The sequence below is a fragment of the Pantoea sp. X-Soil-OKNW-713 genome (assembly GCF_059730685.1).
On the sequence record NZ_AP035995.1, the window covers coordinates 901485 to 924800 of the forward strand.

A 23316-nucleotide genomic window follows, 5' to 3' on the forward strand; every position below is an offset into this window, starting at 1 on the left:
CATTGACATAAAAAAGCCGACTCAAGGTCGGCCTGGTACTGTTGGGAAGAGATTTACGCGACGTTTTCCAGCACCGCTGGGATGGTGTCGTCTTCACGTAGCGTCAGAATCTCACAGCCGTTCTCCGTCACCACAATAGTATGCTCGTACTGCGCGGACAAGCTGCGATCTTTGGTTTTCACGGTCCAGCCATCCTTCATGGTGCGGATGCGGTAATCACCGGCGTTGACCATCGGCTCGACGGTAAAGGTCATGCCGGCCTGCAACACCACGCCGCCGTCATCGGCATCGTAATGCAACACCTGCGGCTCTTCGTGGAAACCTTTGCCAATGCCGTGGCCGCAATATTCGCGCACCACAGAGAAATCCTGTGCTTCAACATACTTCTGAATCGCACGTCCCAGTTCACGCAGGCGGATGCCGGGTTTCACCAGACGCAGGGCCAGATACAGGCTTTCCTGGGTGACGCGACACAGGCGCTCGCCCTGAATGGTCGGCTTGCCGACGATGAACATTTTTGAGGTGTCGCCGTGATAGTCATCTTTGATCACCGTGACATCAATGTTGACGACATCGCCATCTTTCAGCAGACGATCGTCGCTCGGGATACCGTGGCAGACCACTTCATTGATGGAGATACACACCGATTTCGGGAATCCGTGGTAGCCGAGGCACGCGGAGATTGCCTGCTGTTTGTTGGTGATATGTTCGTGGCAAAGACGATCCAGTTCGCCGGTGGAGATACCGGGCACCACATGCGGTGCAATCATTTCCAACACTTCAGCTGCCAGGCGACCGGCAACACGCATTTTTTCGATTTCTTCAGGAGTTTTTATTGAAATAGCCATTAAATTAATCCGCGGCTGTCGAAAATTTCGACAATAATTGAGTTCTGTGCAGTCATGTTAGCAGCAGGCATTTGGGCTGCCAAATCGGGAAGTCTCAAGCCATTTTCTGTTAACGACTATTGGCGTATTCCTGCGCATTGTGGTATAAAGCGCGCCGACGATTCTCTGTCAGCCCCCTGGGCGAACAGGAAACGCATAAATCTCATTATGTGTACTAAAACACACATGTATCGACACGTACGCCGGGGTGCCTTGTAAGAGGTCGGTTGTATGGGATACATGGAGGCCCAACCCCAATCAAACTTTAGAGGTAATCATGGCAACTGTTTCCATGCGCGACATGCTCAAGGCTGGTGTTCACTTCGGTCACCAGACCCGTTACTGGAACCCGAAAATGAAGCCGTTCATCTTCGGTGCGCGTAACAAAGTTCACATCATCAACCTTGAGAAAACTGTACCGATGTTCAACGAAGCCCTGGCTGAGCTGAACAAAATTTCTTCCCGTAAAGGTAAGATCCTGTTCGTCGGTACTAAGCGCGCTGCTGCCGAAGCGGTAAAAGAGTCTGCACTGAGCTGCGACCAGTTCTTCGTAAACCACCGCTGGTTGGGTGGCATGCTGACCAACTGGAAAACCGTTCGTCAGTCCATCAAACGCCTGAAAGATCTGGAAACTCAGTCTCAGGACGGTACTTTCGACAAACTGACCAAAAAAGAAGCGCTGATGCGCGCTCGTGAACTGGCCAAGCTGGAAAACAGCCTGGGCGGTATCAAAGATATGGGCGGTTTGCCGGACGCACTGTTCGTTGTTGATGCTGACCACGAGCACATTGCAATCAAAGAAGCAAACAACCTGGGTATTCCGGTATTTGCTATCGTTGATACCAACTCTGATCCGGACGGCGTTGATTTCGTTATCCCGGGTAACGACGATGCAATCCGTGCTGTAAGCCTGTACCTGACTGCCGTTGCCACTACCGTGCGCGAAGGCCGTTCTCAGGATCTGGCTGAGCAAGCTGAAGACGCGTCTTTAGAGAACGCCTGATAAGGTCTGCTCTTTCACAGAGCCCTTAGACATCAGATGTAATCTGTTAAGGGGGCCGCACGGCCCCTTTATTATATCCAAGTCTGTCACGCTTCCATTAAGGCGAGCGGGGCAGAGTAAATTTTCCGCAACAAGTTTCTGGCAGTGTGCAAGCACTGAGAAACGAATCGAGGATTCTGGAATGGCTGAAATTACCGCTGCACTGGTAAAAGAACTGCGCGAGCGTACTGCCGCTGGCATGATGGACTGCAAAAAAGCGCTGACTGAAGCGAATGGCGATATCGAACTGGCCATCGAAAACATGCGTAAGTCTGGCGCAATCAAAGCAGCGAAAAAAGCGGGTAACGTGGCTGCTGACGGCGTGATCAAAACCAAGATCGTTGACGGTTTCGGTGTGATCCTGGAAGTTAACTGCCAGACCGACTTCGTCGCAAAAGATGCTGGTTTCCAGGCATTTGCTGACAAAGTGATCGACGCTGCTGCCGCTGGCAAAGTGACCGACGTTGAAGTTCTGAAAGCACAGTTCGAAGAAGAGCGCGTGGCACTGGTTGCGAAAATCGGTGAGAACATCAACATCCGTCGTGTTGCTATTCTGGAAGGTGCTGAGCTGGGTAACTACCTGCACGGCGCACGTATCGGCGTTCTGGTTTCTACCAAAGGCGCTGACGAAGAGTTGATCAAGCAGGTTGCAATGCACATTGCAGCAAGCAAGCCGGAATTCGTGAAGCCGGAAGATGTGTCTGAAGACGTGGTAGCGAAAGAGTACCAGGTTCAGCTGGACATCGCGATGCAGTCTGGTAAGCCGAAAGAAATCGCAGAGAAAATGGTTGAAGGCCGTATGAAGAAATTCACCGGCGAAGTTTCTCTGACTGGTCAGGCTTTCGTTATTGACCCGAGCAAAACCGTTGGTCAGGCGCTGAAAGAGAAAGGCGCTGATGTCATTAACTTCATCCGCTTCGAAGTGGGCGAAGGCATCGAGAAAGTTGAGACTGACTTTGCAGCAGAAGTTGCTGCGATGTCCAAACAGTCTTAACTGGTCCGAAAGAACCGCCAAAAGGCGGTTCTTTTTTGCCTGCATTTTGCTGCGGGCCTATTTTCAGTCACTTCCCAATAGCTTTTCTCTCTCGCTAAGCGGATGATTGATCAGATTTAACTTCTCCTTTTCATCATATCTTCCAGGAAGAATTGACCATGGCGACCAACGCAAAACCTGTATATCAACGTATCCTGCTAAAACTGAGTGGCGAAGCACTGCAAGGTGCTGAAGGTTTTGGTATTGACGCGAGTGTGCTTGACCGCATGGCGCAAGAGGTGAAAGAGCTGGTTGAGCTGGGTATCCAGGTGGGTGTGGTTATTGGTGGCGGTAACCTGTTCCGTGGCGCAGGCCTGGCGCAGGCAGGTATGAACCGTGTGGTCGGTGACCATATGGGGATGCTGGCTACCGTGATGAACGGCCTGGCGATGCGTGATGCGTTGCACCGTGCTTATGTCAATGCGCGCCTGATGTCAGCGATCCCGCTGAACGGCGTTTGTGATAACTACAGCTGGGCAGAAGCAATCAGCCTGCTGCGTAATAACCGCGTGGTTATCTTCTCTGCCGGTACTGGCAACCCGTTCTTTACAACCGACTCTGCCGCCTGTCTGCGTGGTATTGAAATCGAAGCTGATGTGGTACTGAAAGCCACTAAAGTGGATGGCGTTTACTCCGCCGATCCGGTGAAGAACCCGGATGCCACGCTCTATGAACAGCTGACGTATGCCGAAGTGTTGGATAAAGAGCTGAAAGTGATGGATCTGGCGGCCTTTACGCTGGCACGCGACCATCAACTGCCGATCCGCGTCTTCAATATGAACAAACCTGGCGCTCTGCGTCGTGTCGTGATGGGTGAAAAAGAAGGCACCCTGATTACGCATTAATACCCGACGCAAGATAAAATAGGGTATATTCTGTTGGCGCGGCGCTTGGGCGCTGCGCTATGCCCTGAATAATCCGTGCCCGATAGGGAACTCGAATTATTTAGGGTATCAGGATGATCGATGATTATCGATACCGCTTCCGGTTAGCCCGGAAATGGCCAGGTCAAACCGAATCCAAGGGTTTCAACGTGATTAACGAAATTAAAAAAGATGCTGAAACGCGCATGGACAAATGCGTGGAAGCATTCAAAAACACTATCAGCAAAGTGCGCACTGGTCGCGCTTCACCCTCTCTGCTCGACGGCATTGTTGTTGAATATTACGGCACGCCGACGCCCCTGCGTCAGCTGGCCAGTGTTACAGTAGAAGATTCGCGCACGCTGAAAATCAACGTCTTCGATCGTTCTATGGGTCCGGCAGTTGAGAAAGCGATCATGGCATCTGATTTGGGTCTGAACCCAAGCTCTGCCGGTAGCGACATTCGTGTTCCGCTGCCACCGCTGACCGAAGAGCGTCGTAAAGACCTGATCAAAATTGTTCGCGGTGAAGCGGAGCAGGGCCGTGTGTCTGTCCGTAACGTACGTCGTGACGCGAACGACAAGATCAAAGCGCTGCTGAAAGACAAAGAAATCAGCGAAGACGACGAGCGTCGCGCGCAGGACGATGTGCAGAAAATGACCGATGTGCGTATCAAAAACGTTGATGCGGCACTGGCCGAGAAAGAAAAGGAACTGATGGAATTCTGATTCCATCATTATCTTATATACCCGAAATAATTCGGATTGCAGGTTGGCGGTAAGGGAATGAATTCCCAGGAGCTTACATCAGTAAGTGACTGGGGTGAACGAGCGCAGCCAACGCATCTGCAATTTGAAGTATGACGGGTATAAACGCCGTCAAGAGAGGTATTCTTCGTGAATGCGCTGTCTTGCGGCGTTTTATTTTGGTCCTGAAGAAGTGGGAAATTATCTGTCCCCTTCCTCTGAGTACACACGGAAAGCGTCATGAAGCGATTAACTCTGCTGGGTTCCACTGGCTCGATTGGCACCAGTACACTGGCGGTAGTACGGGAAAATCCTGAGCAATATCAGGTAACAGCCTTGGTTGCCGGTCAGAATGTGGCCATGATGGCCGAGCAATGTCAGCAGTTTCAGCCTCGTTATGCGGCGATGGCGGATGAAGCCTCGGCACAAGCGCTGCGTGAGCGACTGAGAGCACTCAACATCAACACCGAAGTGCTCTCCGGCGTTCAGGCGGCCTGTGAACTGGCTGCGCTTGATGAAGTTGATCAGGTGATGGCGGCGATTGTCGGCGCATCAGGTTTGCTTCCGACGCTGGCGGCCATCCGTGCCGGAAAAACTGTCCTGCTGGCCAATAAAGAATCGCTTGTCACATGCGGCCGTCTGTTTATGGAGGCGGTTCAGCGCCATCAGGCCCAGTTGCTACCGGTCGATAGCGAGCACAACGCCATTTTTCAGAGTTTACCGGCTTCCATACAGCATCAGTTGGGGTACGCTGATCTGCGGGATAACGGCATCGAGTCGATTATTCTCACGGGATCAGGTGGTCCTTTTCGTGACACGCCATTAACCGATTTGGCCGGTATGTCACCCGATCAGGCTTGTGCGCATCCGAACTGGTCAATGGGGCGTAAAATCTCCGTTGATTCGGCCACCATGATGAATAAAGGTCTTGAATACATTGAAGCCCGCTGGCTATTTAACGCCACTGATGCGCAGATGGAGGTTATCCTGCATCCGCAGTCGGTAATCCATTCGATGGTGCGTTATTGCGATGGTAGCGTGCTGGCGCAACTGGGATCGCCGGATATGCGAACCCCGATTGCCCACAGCATGGCATGGCCAGCACGTATTCCTGCCGGCGTCACGCCGCTCGATTTCACCCGAATGAAAGCGCTGACCTTTTCTGAGCCGGATTACGCGCGCTATCCCTGCCTGAAGCTGGCAATTGACGCCTGTGCCACTGGCCAGGCCGCTACGACAACGCTAAATGCAGCGAACGAAGTGGCGGTGGCCGCATTCCTGCAGCATCAGATCCGCTTTACCGATATCGCTGCGTTAAACAGCGAAGTGTTGGCGTCGCTGAGCTGCGGTGAGCCCGACAGCGTTGAAGCAGTGATGGAGATCGATCGGTTAGCGCGGGTGTGTGCCAATGAAATGTTGCCACGCTTGCGTATAGCAGGTTGATTGTCCGCGCTATTTGTTAGCTCAGGGTGAAAATGGTATAGTCGCTCGCTCGCGTTTTTCGGCCTGGTGTTATTTTGATGCCAGCTGACCTTGAGGTTGGTACTTGCCGCAGGCGCAATGTATTCAGAAACCACAGCATTTCTGATTAAAGGAATTATTACGCGTTATGTCGTCCAACAATCACAACACATTCGATGACCGGGCTGATTGTACGCCGCGTCACGTAGCCATCATTATGGATGGTAATGGTCGCTGGGCAAAAAATCAGGGCAAACTGCGTATTTCAGGCCACAAAGCCGGGGTAAAATCAGTACGCCGGGCCGTCAGCTTTGCGGTCAGCCATAAGCTGGAAGCGCTCACGCTTTATGCGTTCAGCAGTGAAAACTGGAGCCGACCGGTTCAGGAAGTGACGGCCTTAATGGAACTGTTTGTCTGGGCGCTCGACAGTGAGGTCAAAAGCCTGCACAAACACAATGTACGTTTGCGTGTTATTGGCGATATCAGTCGTTTCAATTCCCGTATCCAGGAACGCATTCGTCGCGCCGAGGAACTGACTCAGCAAAATAATGGACTGACTCTCAACATTGCTGCTAACTACGGTGGCCGTTGGGATATTATCCAGGGTGCCAGAAAACTGGCCGAACAGGTTCAGGAAGGTCTGTTACGTCCTGACCAGATAACCGAAGAGAGCCTGGCTCCGTATCTTTGTATGAACGAGCTGGCGCCGGTGGATTTAGTGATAAGGACCGGGGGAGAGCATCGGATTAGCAACTTCCTGCTGTGGCAGATTGCCTATGCTGAGTTCTGGTTTACCGATGTTCTCTGGCCTGATTTTGATGAACACGTTTTTGAAGGTGCACTGAATGCTTTCTCTCTGCGGGAGCGTCGCTATGGCGGCGCTGCACCAGGCGGCGCCTGAGCAACCTGGGGGTAACCTTTGCTGAAGTCTCGTTTAATTACCGCGTTGATTTTAATTCCGCTGGTGATTGCTGCGCTGTTCTGGTTACCACTGTCCGGTTTTGCGATAACAACTATCATCATCTGCATGCTTGCCGCCTGGGAATGGGGGCAACTGGCGGGCATGGCGTCTCGCCAGCAACGCATCTGGCTGGCTGTGCTTTGCGGTTTATTATTGGCCGTGATGCTGTTCACCCTGCAACCTTATCAACGCGATTTACATCAATTTCAGATGGAAAGCTCCTTGTGGGCATCGCTGGTTTGGTGGATTGTGGCGTTGGTTTTAGTGCTTTTCTATCCCGCTTCTGCTGCGGTCTGGCGTCATTCTCGCCCGCTCCGTCTCCTGTTTGGCGTACTCACTGTTATCCCCTTCTTCTGGGGTATGATGGCGCTGCGCCAGTATCATTATGATACCGACCATTTCGCGGGTGCCTGGTGGCTACTCTTCGTGATGTTTCTGGTATGGGGTGCCGACTCCGGTGCCTACATGTTTGGGCGGTTGTTTGGCAAACACAAACTGGCACCAAAAGTGTCTCCCGGTAAAACCTGGGAAGGCTTTTTGGGAGGGTTGCTCTCTTCAGCGCTGATTGCCTGGTTGTTCGCCCTGTTTGCACCGCTAACGATTGCCGCGTCCACGCTGGTTATCTGTGCCGTCATTGCCGCACTGGCTTCGGTACTGGGTGATTTGACGGAAAGTATGTTCAAACGTGAAGCCGGTATCAAAGACAGTGGTAACTTAATTCCGGGCCACGGTGGTATCCTCGATCGCATTGATAGCCTGACAGCAGCGGTGCCGGTTTTTGCCTGCCTGTTGCTGCTGGTGTTCCGCACCCTCTGAGGATTGGCGACCATGTTGAGCATACTCTGGAGTTTTGCAGCCTTTATTGTGGCGCTCGGCGTGCTGATTACCGTGCACGAGTTTGGCCATTTTTGGGTTGCGCGTCGCTGCGGTGTGAAAGTCGAACGATTTTCGATTGGTTTCGGCAAAGCGCTGTTCAGTCGCCGCGATCGTCAGGGCACTGAATACGTCATTGCCCTTATCCCTCTTGGCGGCTACGTCAAAATGCTTGATGAACGCGTTGAAAGCGTTCCGGCTGAACTGCGTCATCAAGCCTTCAACAACAAAGCAGTCTGGCAGCGGGCATCGATCATTGCCGCAGGTCCGATAGCTAACTTCATTTTTGCCATTATCGCGTATTGGGCGGTGTTTATTCACGGCGTCCCTGGCGTGCGCCCGGTGGTTGGTGAAATTCTGAACGGTTCCGTTGCGGCAGAAGCGCAAATTACCTCCGGGATGGAACTTAAAGCGGTAGATGGTATCGAAACGCCTGATTGGGATGCTGTGCGCATGGCGCTGATCGGCAAAATCGGTGATCAGAGTGCCACGCTAACCGTCTCGCAATTTGGTGAGGATGCCACGCAGCAGAAGCAGTTGGATTTGCGTGACTGGCAGTTCGAACCCGATAAGCAGGACCCGGTTGTTGCGTTGGGTATCCGCCCTCGCGGGCCACAAATCGAAACAACCCTGGCCGAAGTTCAGGCTAACTCTCCGGCGAGTGAAGCCGGTTTGCAAGCAGGCGACAGGATCGTTAAAGTCGATGGTCAGCCGTTAACACAATGGCAGGCTTTTGTGGTGCAGGTGCGGGATAACCCCGGCAAAAATATGGCACTTGAGGTGGAGCGAAACGGCGAATCACTGGCGTTGACGCTGACACCGGAAGCAAAACCGGGTAACAAGGCGGAAGGCTTTGCAGGGGTAATACCCCGCGTGATTCCGTTGCCTGACGAGTACAAAACGGTAAGGCAGTATGGGCCTTTTGCCGCCATCGGCGAAGCCAGTGTTAAAACCTGGCAACTGATGAAGCTGACGGTTTCCATGCTGGGCAAATTGATAACCGGGGACGTGAAGCTGAATAATCTGAGCGGGCCGATTTCGATCGCGCAGGGTGCCGGGTTATCAGCAGAATATGGGGTGATTTACTACCTGATGTTTCTGGCGCTGATCAGCGTTAACCTGGGCATCATTAACCTGTTCCCACTGCCGGTTTTAGATGGTGGACATCTGCTCTTTCTGGCGATCGAAAAGATCAAAGGTGGACCGGTGTCCGAGCGAGTTCAGGACTTCAGTTACCGCATTGGCTCAATTTTGCTGGTGCTGTTAATGGGGCTTGCACTTTTCAATGATTTCTCACGCCTGTAATAGCTGGAATGCAGACAGGCGTGGGATGTGTTAGGAAAACGCATAACAACGATGGCGATGAAAAAGTTGCTCATAGCGTCGCTGCTGTTTAGCAGCGCCACCGTTTACGGTGCAGACGATTTCGTGGTGAAGGATATTCATTTCGAAGGGCTACAGCGAGTCGCCGTCGGCGCGGCTCTGCTGAGTATGCCGGTACGTGTCGGCGATACAGTGAATGATGATGACATCAGAAATACCATTCGCTCACTGTTCGCCACCGGTAACTTCGAAGATGTTCAGGTTCTGCGCGACGGTACTACGCTGATTGTCCAGGTGAAAGAACGTCCGACCATTGCCAGCATCACTTTCTCCGGCAACAAAGCGGTGAAAGAAGATCAGCTGAAACAGAATCTTGAGGCTTCTGGTATCCGTGTCGGTGAAGCACTTGACCGCACCACGCTTTCTTCAATTGAGAAGGGCCTGGAGGATTTCTACTACAGCGTCGGTAAATACACCGCCAGCGTTAAAGCGATTGCTACACCGCTGCCACGTAACCGTGTTGACCTGAAATTTGTCTTCCAGGAAGGTGTTTCTGCTCAGATTCAGCAGATTAACATCGTGGGCAACAAAGCCTTTAGTTCTGATGAACTGATCTCCCGTTTCCAGCTGCGTGACGAAGTGCCGTGGTGGAACGTAGTGGGCGATCGTAAATACCAGAAACAGAAACTGGCCGGGGACCTCGAAACCCTGCGCAGCTTCTATCTGGATCGCGGTTATGCGCGTTTTAATATCGATTCAACGCAGGTGAGCCTGACGCCGGACAAGAAAGGGATCTACATCACCGTCAACATTACCGAAGGCGATCAGTACAAGATCGCGGGTGTGATTGTTAACGGCAGCATGGCGGGTCACTCGGCGGAAATTGAACATCTGACGAAGATCCCATCGGGTGAGCTGTATAACGGCACTAAAGTCACTCAGATGGAAGACGACATCAAAAAACTGTTGGGTCGCTACGGTTATGCTTATCCGCGCGTGGTCACTCAGCCGGAAATTAATGATGCCGACAAGACGGTAAAACTGCATATCAACGTTGATGCCGGGAACCGTTACTACGTGCGTAAAGTCCGTTTCGAAGGTAACGATACCTCGAAGGACTCGGTACTGCGTCGTGAAATGCGTCAGATGGAAGGCGCATGGCTGGGCAGCGATCTGGTTGAGCAGGGTAAAGAACGTCTGAACCGTACCGGTTACTTCGAAACGGTAGACGTGGATACGCAGCGCGTGCCGGGTTCACCTGACCAGGTTGACGTGGTCTACAAGGTTAAGGAACGTAACACCGGTACATTCAACTTCGGTGTGGGCTACGGCACAGAAAGTGGCGTGAGCTTCCAGGTTGGCGTGACCCAGGACAACTGGCTCGGCACGGGTAACACCGTGGGTATCAGTGGGACCAAAAACGATTATCAGACCTATGCTGAATTCTCACTGACCGATCCGTATTTCACGGTGGACGGTGTCAGCCTGGGCGGTCGTATTTTCTATAACGACTTTAAAGCGGATGATGCTGACCTGTCTGACTACACCAATAAAAGTTATGGTGTTGATGGCACGCTGGGCTTCCCGATCAATGAGAACAACACCTTACGTGTTGGTTTAGGTTATGTTCATAACGACCTTTCCAATATGCAGCCGCAGGTGGCGATGTGGCGTTATCTTGATTCGGTAGGACGTCATCAGGAGCTGAATGATGATGGTGATTTCTCCGCGAATGACTTCACCTTCAACTATGGTTGGACGTACAACACCCTGGACCGCGGTTTCTTCCCGACATCCGGTAACCGTACCAACCTGAACGGTAAAGTGACCATCCCGGGTTCAGATAACAGCTTCTACAAAGCGACGCTGGATACCCAACAATACGTTCCGATCAACCGTGATCGTACCTGGGTGCTGTTAGGTCGTGGCCGTGTTGGTTATGGTGACGGACTCGGCGGTAAAGAGATGCCGTTCTATGAGAACTTCTATGCGGGTGGCTCCAGCACGGTTCGTGGCTTCCAGTCCAACACCATTGGTCCGAAAGCGGCGTACCTGAATGATGGCTCGTCAACCTGTACGCTGTCCGATCCGAATGGCATCTGTAAGTCAGATGATGCGGTCGGTGGTAACGCGATGGCGGTGGCAAGTCTTGAGCTGATCACCCCAACACCGTTCCTGAGCGAGAAGTATGCTAACTCAGTACGTACGTCGGTATTTTTCGATGCGGGTACTGTCTGGGATACCAAATGGCAGAACACCGCAGAAACGCGTGCGGCAGGGATCCCGGATTACAGCGATCCAAACAATATTCGCGTATCCAGCGGTATCGCACTACAGTGGATGTCACCGTTGGGACCGTTGGTCTTCTCGTATGCCCAACCGATCAAGAAAGTCGAGGGAGACAAGTCAGAGCAGTTCCAGTTTAACATCGGTAAAACCTGGTAAAGCTCTGAGCAGGGAAGTGTATACCCAAAGGGTATAAAGAGAGTCTGCATGCGTGTAGCCTGGCTACACGCTGCAAACACACATGTTGAGGGTAAGGAGTTTATAGTGAAAAAGTTGTTCTGTGCCGCTGCTCTGGGTGTTGCATTAGCTGCTTCTGCTGGCGCCCAGGCGGCAGACAAAATCGCCGTTGTTAACCTGAGCCAGGTTTTCCAGCAGTCTCCGCAGCGTGCTGTCGTTGCTAAGCAACTTGAGAGTGAGTTCCAGGGCCGTGCCTCTGACCTCCAGTCTCAGCAGCAGAAAATCCAGCAGGAGATTCAGGATCTGCAACGCAATGCTTCAACCATGAAAGCCAGCGACCGTACCAAGAAAGAGAAGCAGATCGCTTCTGAACGTGCTGCTTTCGAATCAAAAGCTCAGGCTTTTGAGAAAGACAACCAGACCCGTCAGATGCAGGAACGTAACAAGCTGCTGGCTAAAATCCAGACTGCTGTTCAGTCTGTAGCGAAAAGCGGAGGGTACGATCTGGTCCTGGACTCTCAGGCTGTGCTGTACACTTCTTCTGATGCTAAAGACATCACTGCTGACGTTGTAAAACAGGTTAAATAATCGATGTCATCTATTCGACTGGCTGATTTAGCCCAGCAGTTGGATGCAGAATTGCACGGAGATGGCGATATCGCCATCTCCGGCATTGCTTCTATGCAATCCGCCACAACTGGCCAAATCACTTTTCTTGCAAACAGCCGTTACCGTGAGCAACTCGCCCAGGTGCAGGCTTCGGCCGTGGTGCTGACGGAAGCGGATCTGGAGTGGTGTAATACGGCCGCGCTGGTGGTGAAAAATCCTTACCTGACCTATGCCCGCATGGCACAACTGCTGGACACCACGCCTCAGCCCGCGCAGAATATCGCGCCCAGCGCCGTGATCGACCCAACGGCCAAGCTGGGAAGCAATGTCTCGGTGGGTGCGAATGCGGTGATCGAATCCGGTGTTGAGCTGGGCGACGACGTCGTTATCGGCGCCGGGTGTTTTGTTGGTAAGCACACGCGTATTGGTCGCGGTTCACGCCTGTGGGCTAACGTGACGATTTATCACGAAATCCAGATTGGTCAGGATTGTCTGATTCAGTCAGGTACCGTCATCGGTGCGGATGGTTTCGGGTATGCTAACGATCGTGGCAATTGGGTGAAAATCCCGCAGTTGGGCACGGTGGTGATTGGTGATCGGGTGGAAATTGGCGCCTGTACAACCATCGATCGCGGTGCGTTGGATAACACTCTGATCGGCAATGGTGTTATCATAGATAACCAATGTCAGATTGCACACAACGTTGTGATCGGTGATAACACCGCGGTTGCCGGTGGTGTGATCATGGCGGGTAGTCTGAAGATTGGCCGTTACTGTATGATTGGCGGCGCCAGCGTCATTAACGGACATATGGAAATCTGTGACAAAGTCACCGTGACGGGAATGGGCATGGTTATGCGCCCAATCACAGAGCCTGGGGTATACTCTTCGGGTATTCCGCTGCAACCCAACAAAACCTGGCGTAAAACGGCAGCGTTGGTGATGAATATCGATGACATGAGCAAACGCCTCAAAGCCATCGAGCGTAAAGTCGGCAAAGACGAGTAACGCCATCCCACGACACCGGCTTTATAATAAGCAGCGTACCTTCTTTACCCGCTCAGACCTTGTCTGAGCATGTGCAGCAGGTATCGCAGGGAAGCGAGACGCCACCGAACTGATTTGCGGCCTGCGGATGATCATTTTGATCGTTGCAGGCCGTGTTATTGTTGCCATCAGAATTTTTAGGACAGGAAGAGTATTTTGACTACTGAAACGCATACTCTGAAAATTGAAGAGATTTTAGAACTGCTGCCGCACCGCTATCCATTCCTGCTGGTTGACCGTGTATTGGAATTTGAAGAGCATAAATATCTGCGTGCGGTGAAGAACGTTTCTGTAAACGAACCGTTTTTCCAGGGGCACTTCCCTGGTAAACCGATTTTCCCAGGCGTTCTGATCCTGGAAGCGATGGCGCAGGCCACCGGTATTCTGGCATTCAAAAGTGTCGGCAAACTGGAGCCGGGCGAGCTTTACTACTTCGCCGGCATCGATGAAGCCCGTTTCAAGCGTCCGGTGGTACCGGGCGATCAGATGATCATGGAAGTGACATTCGAGAAAACCCGTCGTGGCCTGACGCGCTTCAAAGGCGTAGCAACCGTAGACGGTAAGATTGTCTGTGAAGCGACCATGATGTGTGCCCGTAGCCGGGAGGCATAATTAGTGATTGATTCAACCGCCAGCATCCATCCCAGTTCCGTTATTGAAGAAGGTGCCGTGATCGGCGCCAATGTTCACATCGGCCCATTTTGCTTTATTGGTGCCAACGTGGAAATTGGTGAAGGTACGGTGCTCAAATCGCATGTGGTGGTGAATGGCCATACGCGTATTGGTAAGGATAACCAGATCTACCAGTTTGCTTCGATTGGCGAAGTGAATCAGGACCTGAAGTATGCGGGTGAGCCGACGCGTGTGGAAATTGGCGATCGCAACCGTATCCGCGAAAGTGTCACGATTCATCGCGGTACGATACAGGGTGGTAGCCTGACCAAAATCGGCAGTGACAACCTGCTGATGGTGAACGCGCACATTGCGCATGATTGCGTGATTGGCAATCGCTGCATTTTCGCCAATAACGCTACGCTGGGTGGCCACGTCACGGTTGATGATTTCGCTATCATCGGTGGGATGACGGCAGTACACCAGTGGTGCACCATTGGCGCTCATGTGATGGTCGGCGGTTGTTCCGGTGTCGCGCAGGACGTACCACCGTACGTCATTGCGCAGGGTAACCATGCGACACCTTTTGGTATCAACATCGAAGGTCTGAAGCGTCGTGGGTTCAGCAAAGAAGCCCTGCATGCGATTCGTAATGCGTACAAGTTGCTGTATCGCAGCGGTAAAACGCTGGATGAAGTGAAGCCGGAGATTGAAGCGCTGGCAAAACAGCATAGCGAAGTTCAGCCTTTCTATGACTTCTTTGCCCGCTCAACCCGTGGATTGATTCGTTAATCCATGTCAGTGCGTCCCTTAACGATTGCCCTGGTCGCCGGAGAAACCTCCGGCGATATTCTTGGTGCCGGTCTCATTCGTGCGTTAAAAGCGCGCCATCCTGATGCTCGCTTTGTCGGCGTTGCCGGTCCGCGTATGCAGGCTGAAGGCTGTGAAGCCTGGTATGAGATGGAAGAGTTGGCGGTGATGGGCATTGTTGAAGTGCTGGAACGTCTGCCGCGGCTGCTGAAAATCCGCCGTGACCTGACGCAGCGCTTCACTGCGCTGCAACCGGATGTGTTTGTCGGCATTGATGCGCCTGATTTCAATATCACGCTCGAAGGTCGTCTGAAACGCGCCGGAATTCGCACCATTCATTATGTCAGTCCCTCAGTCTGGGCCTGGCGTCAAAAACGCGTGTTCAAAATCGGCCGCAATACTAACCTCGTATTGGCATTTCTGCCGTTTGAAAAAGCGTTCTATGATCGTTTCAATGTGCCGTGCCGTTTTATCGGCCACACTATGGCCGATGCGATGCCGATGCAGCCGGATAAACTGGCAGCGCGTCGTGGTTTAGGGATTGCTGATGATGCAATCTGCCTGGGCCTGTTGCCGGGTAGCCGTGGTGCCGAAGTGGAAATGCTGAGCGCCGATTTTCTGCGTGCCGCGCAACTGCTGCGCCAGCGCTATCCTCGTCTTGAAATCGTGGTGCCTCTGGTGAATGCGAAGCGTCGTGAACAGTTCGAGCACATCAAAGCAGAAGTGGCACCGGAATTACCGATGCACCTGCTGGATGGTAAAGGACGTGAAGCGATGATTGCCAGCGATGCAGCGATTCTGGCATCGGGAACCGCGGCACTGGAGTGTATGCTGGCGAAATGTCCGATGGTGGTGGGTTATCGCATGAAACCTTTCACCTTCTGGCTGGCGAAGCGGCTGGTCAAAACCCCTTACGTCTCCTTACCGAATCTGCTTGCCGGGCGCGAGTTGGTGAAGGAGTTGTTGCAGGATGAATGTCAGCCGGCAGCCTTAGCCGCTGCGCTGGAGCCGCTGTTACATGCGGGTGCCGAGCGTGATGCGTTGCTTGCGACGTTTAACGAACTACATGCACAAATTCGCTGGAATGCTGATGAGCAGGCCGCGGATGCCGTACTGGAGATTGCTCATGGCTGAGTTTATTTATCCCAATGCGCGGCTGATTGCCGGTGTTGATGAGGTCGGGCGTGGCCCGTTGGTCGGCGCGGTGGTGACGGCAGCGGTGATCCTTGACCCTGCAAAGCCGATTGTCGGTCTGGCCGATTCCAAAAAATTGTCGGAAAAACGTCGTCTGGCGTTGTATGACGAGATCAAAGAAAAAGCACTGGCCTGGAGCCTGGGCCGTGCGGAACCGGAAGAGATCGATCAGATCAACATTCTGCATGCGACCATGCTGGCGATGCAGCGTGCGGTGGCAGGTTTACCTGTGGTGCCTGATTTTGTTTTGATCGATGGCAACCGTTGCCCGGCGTTGCCGATGCCATCACAGGCGGTAGTTAAGGGTGATAGCCTGGTTGCAGAGATCAGCGCCGCGTCGATCCTGGCGAAGGTGACGCGCGATCGTGAAATGGCCGAACTGGATCTTCTCTTCCCGCAGTATGGCTTCGCTCAGCACAAGGGTTATCCGACGGCACTGCATATGGAAAAATTGACCCAGTATGGTGCTACGCCTCATCATCGCCGCAGCTTTGCGCCGGTGCGTAACGCTCTGATTGATGCCGACGTGCTGGCCGCACGCCAGCCGACTACGCTTTAATAGCCTGACGCTGTTTTAACCGGAAACTGATATGGCTGAACCCCGTTTTATACATCTGCGCGTTCACAGCGACTACTCAATGGTTGATGGCCTGGCGAAGACCGGGCCGCTGGTAAAAAAGGCTGCCTCATTAGGGATGCCTGCTATTGGCATTACTGATTTCACCAACCTGTGCGGGCTGGTGAAATTCTATGGCACCGCGCACGGTGCTGGGGTGAAGCCGATTATTGGCGCCGATTTTAACGTTGCCAGCGAGCTGATGGGCGATGAGCTGACACAGCTCACCGTGCTGGCGGCGAACAACACCGGTTATCAGAACCTGACATTACTGATTTCACGCGCTTACCAACGGGGTTACGGTATTGCCGGGCCGATCATTGATCGTGACTGGCTGGCTGAGTATCAGGAAGGCTTGATTCTGCTTTCCGGTGGCCGTCGTGGCGATGTGGGACGTAGCTTATTGCGCGGCAACAATGCGCTGGTGGCGCAGTGCCTGGCGTTTTATCAGCAGCACTTCCCCGATCGTTACTATCTTGAATTGACGCGCACGGGTCGCCCGGATGAGGAGAGCTACCTGCACGCGGCGGTTGAGCTGGCGATTGCCGAAGGCGTGCCGGTGGTGGCAACCAATGAAGTGTGCTTCCTCAACGAAGATGATTTTGACGCGCATGAAATTCGCGTGGCAATTCATGATGGTTACACGCTGGACGATCCCAAACGTCCGCGTAACTACAGCCCTCAGCAATATATGCGCAGCGAAGCGGAGATGTGCGAGTTGTTCTCGGACATCCCGGAAGCGCTGGAAAATAGCGTAGAAATTGCTAAGCGTTGTAACGTCACCGTGCGACTGGGTGAGTACTTCCTGCCGCAGTTCCCGACCGGTGATATGACCACCGAAGATTTTCTCGTGGTGAAATCACGGGAAGGTTTGGAAGAACGTCTGGAATTCCTGTTCCCCGATCCGGCAGTGCGTGCCGAGAAACGCCCGGAATATGATGAACGTCTGGAGATTGAACTTAACGTTATTAACCAGATGGGCTTCCCCGGCTACTTCCTGATCGTGATGGAGTTTATCCAGTGGTCGAAGGATAACGGCGTACCGGTAGGACCGGGACGTGGTTCCGGTGCCGGTTCGCTGGTCGCTTATGCGCTGAAGATTACCGATCTTGATCCACTGGAGTTTGACCTGCTGTTCGAACGTTTCCTGAACCCGGAACGTGTGTCGATGCCTGACTTCGACGTCGACTTCTGTATGGAAAAACGTGACCAGGTGATCGACCACGTTGCTGAGATGTATGGCCGCGATGCGGTATCGCAGATCATTACCTTTGGTACGATGGCAGCAAAAGCGGTGATCCGCGACGTAGGCCGTGTGCTGGGGCATCCTTACGGCTTTGTTGATCGTATCTCCAAGCTGGTGCCGCCCGATCCGGGCATGACGCTGGAAAAAGCCTTTGCTGCCGAACCGCAGTTGCCGGAAATCTACGAGGCAGATGAAGAGGTTAAAGCGCTGATCGACATGGCGCGTAAGCTGGAAGGTGTCACGCGTAACGCCGGTAAACACGCCGGTGGCGTGGTGATCGCGCCGACCAAAATTACCGATTTTGCACCGCTGTACTGCGATGAAAACGGCAACCACCCGGTCACGCAATTCGATAAAAATGACGTGGAATATGCTGGTCTGGTGAAGTTCGACTTCCTCGGCTTGCGCACGCTCACCATTATCGACTGGGCGCTGAAGATGATTAACCCGCGCCGTGAGAAGCAGGGCCTGGAACCGATTGATATCGCAGCCATTCCCCTCGACGATAAAAAGAGTTTCGACATGCTGCAACGCGCGGAAACCACCGCCGTGTTCCAGCTTGAATCGCGCGGCATGAAGGATCTGATCAAACGTCTGAAGCCTGACTGCTTCGAAGATATGATCGCATTGGTGGCGTTGTTCCGTCCGGGCCCGTTGCAGTCCGGCATGGTAGATAACTTTATCGACCGTAAGCATGGCCGCGAGGCGATCTCTTACCCGGATATCGAGTGGCAGCATGAGTCGCTGCAACCGGTGCTGGAACCGACCTACGGCATCATCCTTTACCAGGAACAGGTGATGCAGATCGCCCAGGTGCTGTCCGGTTATACTCTGGGCGGCGCGGATATGCTGCGTCGTGCGATGGGTAAAAAGAAACCGGAAGAGATGGCGAAGCAGCGCTCCGTGTTCCAGGATGGGGCGGAGAAGATGGGCGTCAACGGCGAGCTGGCGATGAAGATCTTCGACCTGGTGGAGAAATTCGCCGGTTACGGCTTCAACAAATCGCACTCCGCTGCCTATGCGCTGGTTTCTTATCAAACGTTGTGGTTGAAAGCCCACTATCCGGCAGAATTTATGGCGGCGGTAATGACCGCGGATATGGATAACACCGAGAAAGTGGTGGGGCTGGTGGATGAGTGCTGGCGTATGGGCCTCAAGGTGCTGCCGCCAGATATCAACTCCGGGCTTTATCCGTTCCATGTGAACGATGAGGGTGAGATCGTTTACGGTATCGGTGCGATCAAAGGCGTGGGTGAAGGCCCGATTGAAGCGATCCTCGAGGCGCGTAACCGGGATGGTTACTTCAAAGAACTGTTTGATCTCTGCGCCCGTACCGACACCAAAAAGATCAACCGTCGCGTGATGGAAAAACTGATCATGTCCGGTGCGTTCGATCGTCTCGGCCCGCATCGTGCTGCGCTGATGAGCTCCCTCAGCGATGCGCTGAAAGCCGCCGATCAACATGCGAAAGCCGAGGCCATCGGTCAGGCGGATATGTTTGGCGTGCTGGCAGAAGAACCGGAGCAGGTAGAGAAATCGTACGCCAGCGTGACACCGTGGCCGGAACAGATTCAGCTGGATGGCGAACGTGAAACGCTGGGCCTGTATCTCACCGGCCATCCGATTAATCAGTATCTGAAAGAAATTGAACGTTACGTTGGCGGGATGCGTCTCAAAGACATGCATCCAACCGATCGTGGTAAAGTGACCGTCGCGGCGGGGCTGGTGATTGCTGCCCGTACGATGGTCACCAAGCGTGGCAACCGAATTGGTATCTGTACTCTGGATGACCGCTCTGGGCGTCTGGAGGTGATGTTATTTACCGATGCATTGGATAAATACCAGCAATTGCTGGAGAAGGACCGAATCCTGATCGTTAGCGGACAGGTCAGCTTTGATGACTTCAGTGGCGGCCTTAAAATGACCGCCCGCGAAGTGATGGACATTGACGAAGCGCGGGAAAAATACGCGCGTGGTCTTGCTATCTCGCTGACGGACAGGCAAATTGATGACCAGCTTTTAAACCGTCTCCGCCAGTCTCTGGAGCCTCATCGCTCCGGGACTATTCCGGTGCATCTCTATTATCAGAGAGCAGATGCGCGGGCGAAGCTGCGCTTTGGTGCAGCGTGGCGTATTTCGCCCAGCGATCGTTTACTCAACGATTTGCGGTCGTTAGTTGGGTCGGAGCAGGTGGAACTGGAGTTTGACTAAAACAGGAACATTATGAGTCTTAATTACCTGGATTTTGAACAGCCAATCGCAGAACTGGAAGCGAAAATCGACTCGCTGAAATCGATTGGCCGTCAGGATGAGAAACACGATATTAATCTGGACGAAGAAGTGCAGCGTCTGCGCGAAAAAAGCGTAGAGCTGACACGTAAAATCTTCTCCGATTTGGGTGCATGGCAGGTCGCGCAACTGGCGCGTCACCCGCTGCGTCCTTATACGCTGGACTATGTCCGCAATGCCTTTGATGATTTTGACGAGCTGGCTGGCGATCGTGCCTATGCCGATGATAAAGCGATTGTCGGTGGTATCGCCCGTCTCGATGGCCGTCCGGTGATGATCATTGGTCATCAGAAAGGCCGTGAAACCAAAGAGAAAATTCGTCGCAACTTCGGTATGCCAGCACCAGAGGGCTACCGTAAAGCGCTGCGCCTGATGGAGATGGCTGAACGCTTTAAGATGCCGTTGATCACCTTCATCGACACCCCGGGTGCATATCCGGGCGTTGGTGCTGAGGAACGTGGTCAGTCGGAAGCGATTGCCCGTAACCTGCGCGAGATGTCTGGCCTGAAAATCCCGGTAATTTGTACCGTGATCGGCGAAGGCGGCTCAGGTGGTGCACTGGCGATTGGTGTGGGCGATAAGGTCAACATGTTGCAGTACAGCACCTATTCGGTGATCTCACCGGAAGGCTGTGCCTCCATTCTGTGGAAAAGCGCTGATAAAGCACCGCTGGCGGCAGAAGCAATGGGCATCACCGCTGATCGTCTGAAAGAGTTGAAACTGATCGACTCTATCATCCCGGAACCGCTGGGTGGTGCACACCGTCAGCCGGTGGATATGGCCGAAGCACTGAAAAAGCAGCTGCTGGCTGATCTGGCCGATCTCGATGTTCTCAGCACCGAAGAGCTGCTGAACCGTCGTTATCAGCGTCTGATGAGCTACGGCTACGCCTGATAAGCTGATGATCAAAAAAAGCGGACTTCGGTCCGCTTTTTTTATGCCTGCGCAACAGCAGAGCATTCTGACGGTAATCCGCCCCCGCTTTTCGCTATCCTTATTCAGTGCCACAACACCACAGGAGGTGAGCATTGAATATTCTTGCGATCATGGGACCGCACGGGGTTTTCTACAAAGATGAACCCATTCGTGAACTGGATGCTGCACTGAAGCTGCAAGGTTTCCAGACCGTCTATCCCACCAATGCCAGCGACCTGCTGAAGCTGATTGAACACAACCCGCGCATCTGTGGCGTGGTTTTTGACTGGGACGATTACAGTCTGGCGCTGTGCAGTGAAATCAATCAGCTCAATGAATATCTGCCGCTGTACGCGTTTATCAACACCCATTCACAAATGGATGTCAGCATTAACGAGATGCGCATGGCGTTGCATTTCTTCGAATACGCGCTCAGCATGGCTGACGATATCGCGTTGCATATCCGCCAGTACACCGACGAATACATCGACAAAATCACACCGCCACTGACCAAAGCGCTGTTCACCTATGTCAATGAGGGTAAGTACACCTTCTGTACTCCAGGGCATATGGGGGGAACTGCGTTTCAGAAAAGCCCGGTGGGAAGTTTGTTTTACGACTTTTTTGGCGCGAATACGTTAAAAGCGGATATCTCCATTTCAGTGACGGAACTGGGTTCCCTGCTTGATCACACCGGCCCGCATCTGGAAGCCGAGGAGTACGTCGCGCGGACTTTTGGTGCTGAGCAAAGCTATATGGTGACCAATGGCACTTCGACCTCGAATAAGATCGTGGGCATGTATGCGGCTCCAGCGGGTAGCACGGTCTTGATTGACCGCAACTGCCATAAATCCCTGACCCATCTGTTGATGATGAGCGACATTATCCCGCTCTGGCTGAAGCCAACGCGTAACGCGCTCGGCATTCTTGGCGGTATTCCCAAACGGGAATTCACCCGCGACAGCATCCAGCAGAAAGTGGAAAGCACGCCGCGCGCCAGTTGGCCGGTGCATGCGGTGATCACTAACTCAACCTACGACGGCTTACTGTACAACACGCAATACATCAAACAGACGCTGGATGTGCCGTCGATCCACTTCGATTCCGCGTGGGTGCCCTATACCAATTTCCACCCGATCTATGAGGGAAAAAGTGGCATGAGTGGCGATCGGGTGCCGGGTAAAGTGTTCTACGAAACGCAATCGACGCATAAACTGCTGGCGGCATTTTCCCAGGCGTCGCTTATTCACATCAAAGGTGATTACGATGAGCAGACCTTTAACGAAGCCTACATGATGCATACCACCACCTCGCCAAATTACGCCATTGTCTCGTCGATTGAGACGGCGGCGGCGATGTTGCGCGGCAATCCGGGTAAGCGCCTGATCAATCGTTCGGTAGAACGGGCGTTGCATTTCCGGCGTGAGATCCAGCGTTTGCGTGAAGAGTCAGAGGGGTGGTTCTTTGATATCTGGCAGCCGGAAAGAGTGGATGAAGCGGAATGCTGGCCGATCCAGCCGGGTGAGGAAGACTGGCACGGTTTTACCCAGGCCGACCGCGATCATATGTACCTTGATCCGATTAAGGTAACCATCCTGACGCCAGGAATGAGCGAGCTGGGGGTGATGGCGGAAGAGGGGATTCCGGCGGCGCTGGTGGCAAAATTCCTCGACCAGCGTGGCGTGGTGGTGGAAAAAACCGGTCCGTATAACCTGCTGTTCCTGTTCAGTATTGGCATCGATAAGACCAAAGCGATGAGCGTGCTGCGTGGCCTGACCGAATTTAAGCGCGCTTACGATCTCAATCTGCGGGTAAAAAACATGTTGCCGGATCTCTACGCCGAAGATCCTGATTTCTATCGCAACATGCGTATTCAGACGCTGGCCCAGGGCATCCATCAGTTGATCCTGCAACACGATCTGCCGCGCCTGATGCTCAAAGCTTTTGACGTGTTGCCTGAGATGAAGATGACCCCGCATCAGGCATTTCAACAGCAGGTAAAAGGCCTGGTGGAAACGGTCGATATCCGCGAGCTGGTGGGACGCATCTCCGCCAATATGATTTTGCCCTATCCGCCAGGTGTCCCTTTGGTGATGCCGGGAGAAATGATCACTGAGCAGAGTCGCGCGGTGCTCGATTTTCTGTTGATGCTCTGCACAATCGGGCGGCACTACCCCGGTTTCGAAACGGACATTCACGGCGCGACGTTGACCGAGGATGGGCGTTATCTGGTACGGGTGCTTAAAGGCGAGAACGACCATTAAGTTCGGACAAAAGCCTCTTTTCAGCAGGCCGCCTGCCACGTAAGGTAAGCGGCCAAGCCGAT

Annotated in this window: 19 protein-coding genes; 18 read left to right on the forward strand and 1 reads right to left on the reverse strand. The window is 53.2% G+C overall.

Annotation, left to right across the window (positions count from 1 at the left end; genetic code table 11):
• Positions 1-53: 53 nt before the first annotated feature.
• Positions 54-848 (reverse strand): type I methionyl aminopeptidase, encoded by a 795-nt coding sequence (gene map / locus AC6I8R_RS04000; protein WP_021184669.1) that lies wholly within the window; start codon positions 846-848, stop codon positions 54-56.
• A 316-nt stretch (positions 849-1164) separates the two neighbouring features.
• On the opposite strand from map, the gene rpsB reads away from it, so the two are divergent.
• The 18 genes from rpsB (at position 1165) to AC6I8R_RS04090 (ending at position 23254) form a co-directional block, all read left to right on the forward strand.
• Entirely contained in the window at positions 1165-1890 is a 726-nt protein-coding gene (gene rpsB, locus AC6I8R_RS04005; RefSeq protein ID WP_013507942.1) for a 30S ribosomal protein S2, read from the forward strand.
• A 181-nt stretch (positions 1891-2071) separates the two neighbouring features.
• Entirely contained in the window at positions 2072-2923 is an 852-nt protein-coding gene (tsf, locus tag AC6I8R_RS04010) for a translation elongation factor Ts (protein WP_021184668.1), read from the forward strand.
• Positions 2924-3081: 158 nt separating this feature from the next.
• Positions 3082-3807, forward strand: a complete 726-nt coding sequence (gene pyrH, locus AC6I8R_RS04015) for a UMP kinase (RefSeq protein WP_013507944.1) — start codon at positions 3082-3084, stop codon at positions 3805-3807.
• A 188-nt stretch (positions 3808-3995) separates the two neighbouring features.
• Complete coding sequence (gene frr, locus AC6I8R_RS04020) at positions 3996-4553, forward strand: ribosome recycling factor (RefSeq protein ID WP_021184667.1); 558 nt, start codon at positions 3996-3998, stop codon at positions 4551-4553.
• 258 nt (positions 4554-4811) lie between these two features.
• On the forward strand, positions 4812-6014 hold the full coding sequence (gene ispC, locus AC6I8R_RS04025) for a 1-deoxy-D-xylulose-5-phosphate reductoisomerase (RefSeq protein ID WP_021184666.1): 1203 nt from the start codon (positions 4812-4814) through the stop codon (positions 6012-6014).
• 166 nt (positions 6015-6180) lie between these two features.
• Positions 6181-6933 (forward strand): (2E,6E)-farnesyl-diphosphate-specific ditrans,polycis-undecaprenyl-diphosphate synthase, encoded by a 753-nt coding sequence (gene ispU, locus AC6I8R_RS04030; protein WP_021184665.1) that lies wholly within the window; start codon positions 6181-6183, stop codon positions 6931-6933.
• An 18-nt stretch (positions 6934-6951) separates the two neighbouring features.
• Positions 6952-7809, forward strand: a complete 858-nt coding sequence (gene cdsA, locus AC6I8R_RS04035) for a phosphatidate cytidylyltransferase (RefSeq protein ID WP_415174586.1) — start codon at positions 6952-6954, stop codon at positions 7807-7809.
• Positions 7810-7821: 12 nt separating this feature from the next.
• Positions 7822-9171 carry a sigma E protease regulator RseP gene (rseP, locus tag AC6I8R_RS04040; protein WP_415174587.1) on the forward strand — a complete coding sequence of 450 codons (1350 nt, stop codon included), beginning with the start codon at positions 7822-7824 and terminating at the stop codon, positions 9169-9171.
• A gap of 51 nt (positions 9172-9222) precedes the next feature.
• Positions 9223-11634 (forward strand): outer membrane protein assembly factor BamA, encoded by a 2412-nt coding sequence (gene bamA / locus AC6I8R_RS04045; RefSeq protein ID WP_036626612.1) that lies wholly within the window; start codon positions 9223-9225, stop codon positions 11632-11634.
• Between the two features lie 105 nt (positions 11635-11739).
• Positions 11740-12240, forward strand: coding sequence for an OmpH family outer membrane protein (locus AC6I8R_RS04050; RefSeq protein WP_013507951.1), 501 nt, complete (start codon positions 11740-11742; stop codon positions 12238-12240).
• A gap of 3 nt (positions 12241-12243) precedes the next feature.
• Complete coding sequence (lpxD, locus tag AC6I8R_RS04055; protein ID WP_208724840.1) at positions 12244-13269, forward strand: UDP-3-O-(3-hydroxymyristoyl)glucosamine N-acyltransferase; 1026 nt, start codon at positions 12244-12246, stop codon at positions 13267-13269.
• 195 nt (positions 13270-13464) lie between these two features.
• Entirely contained in the window at positions 13465-13920 is a 456-nt protein-coding gene (gene fabZ / locus AC6I8R_RS04060; RefSeq protein ID WP_013507953.1) for a 3-hydroxyacyl-ACP dehydratase FabZ, read from the forward strand.
• Positions 13921-13923: 3 nt separating this feature from the next.
• Positions 13924-14712: an acyl-ACP--UDP-N-acetylglucosamine O-acyltransferase gene (lpxA, locus tag AC6I8R_RS04065; protein WP_415174588.1), complete on the forward strand. Its 789-nt coding sequence runs from the start codon at positions 13924-13926 to the stop codon at positions 14710-14712.
• A gap of 3 nt (positions 14713-14715) precedes the next feature.
• On the forward strand, positions 14716-15864 hold the full coding sequence (gene lpxB, locus AC6I8R_RS04070; protein ID WP_208724842.1) for a lipid-A-disaccharide synthase: 1149 nt from the start codon (positions 14716-14718) through the stop codon (positions 15862-15864).
• Entirely contained in the window at positions 15857-16483 is a 627-nt protein-coding gene (gene rnhB, locus AC6I8R_RS04075) for a ribonuclease HII (RefSeq protein WP_021184658.1), read from the forward strand. Before lpxB ends, rnhB begins: the two co-directional genes overlap by 8 nt.
• 31 nt (positions 16484-16514) lie before the next feature.
• The gene (gene dnaE / locus AC6I8R_RS04080; protein ID WP_415174589.1) at positions 16515-19997 is read left to right on the forward strand and encodes a DNA polymerase III subunit alpha; all 3483 of its coding nucleotides are present in this window, start codon (positions 16515-16517) and stop codon (positions 19995-19997) included.
• Positions 19998-20009: 12 nt separating this feature from the next.
• Positions 20010-20969: an acetyl-CoA carboxylase carboxyl transferase subunit alpha gene (gene accA, locus AC6I8R_RS04085; RefSeq protein WP_021184656.1), complete on the forward strand. Its 960-nt coding sequence runs from the start codon at positions 20010-20012 to the stop codon at positions 20967-20969.
• A gap of 134 nt (positions 20970-21103) precedes the next feature.
• Positions 21104-23254 (forward strand): lysine decarboxylase LdcC, encoded by a 2151-nt coding sequence (locus AC6I8R_RS04090; RefSeq protein WP_415174590.1) that lies wholly within the window; start codon positions 21104-21106, stop codon positions 23252-23254.
• Positions 23255-23316: the final 62 nt, after the last annotated feature.

Excerpts from the sequence above, each read along its gene's own strand:
- map (WP_021184669.1), bottom strand. The coding sequence starts at position 848 with ATGGCTATTTCAATAAAAACTCCTGAAGAAATCGAAAAAATGCGTGTT.
- rpsB (WP_013507942.1), top strand. The coding sequence starts at position 1,165 with ATGGCAACTGTTTCCATGCGCGACATGCTCAAGGCTGGTGTTCACTTC.
- tsf (WP_021184668.1), top strand. The coding sequence starts at position 2,072 with ATGGCTGAAATTACCGCTGCACTGGTAAAAGAACTGCGCGAGCGTACT.
- pyrH (WP_013507944.1), top strand. The coding sequence starts at position 3,082 with ATGGCGACCAACGCAAAACCTGTATATCAACGTATCCTGCTAAAACTG.
- ispC (WP_021184666.1), top strand. The coding sequence starts at position 4,812 with ATGAAGCGATTAACTCTGCTGGGTTCCACTGGCTCGATTGGCACCAGT.
- ispU (WP_021184665.1), top strand. The coding sequence starts at position 6,181 with ATGTCGTCCAACAATCACAACACATTCGATGACCGGGCTGATTGTACG.
- rseP (WP_415174587.1), top strand. The coding sequence starts at position 7,822 with ATGTTGAGCATACTCTGGAGTTTTGCAGCCTTTATTGTGGCGCTCGGC.
- bamA (WP_036626612.1), top strand. The coding sequence starts at position 9,223 with ATGGCGATGAAAAAGTTGCTCATAGCGTCGCTGCTGTTTAGCAGCGCC.
- lpxD (WP_208724840.1), top strand. The coding sequence starts at position 12,244 with ATGTCATCTATTCGACTGGCTGATTTAGCCCAGCAGTTGGATGCAGAA.
- lpxB (WP_208724842.1), top strand. The coding sequence starts at position 14,716 with ATGTCAGTGCGTCCCTTAACGATTGCCCTGGTCGCCGGAGAAACCTCC.
- rnhB (WP_021184658.1), top strand. The coding sequence starts at position 15,857 with ATGGCTGAGTTTATTTATCCCAATGCGCGGCTGATTGCCGGTGTTGAT.
- dnaE (WP_415174589.1), top strand. The coding sequence starts at position 16,515 with ATGGCTGAACCCCGTTTTATACATCTGCGCGTTCACAGCGACTACTCA.
- accA (WP_021184656.1), top strand. The coding sequence starts at position 20,010 with ATGAGTCTTAATTACCTGGATTTTGAACAGCCAATCGCAGAACTGGAA.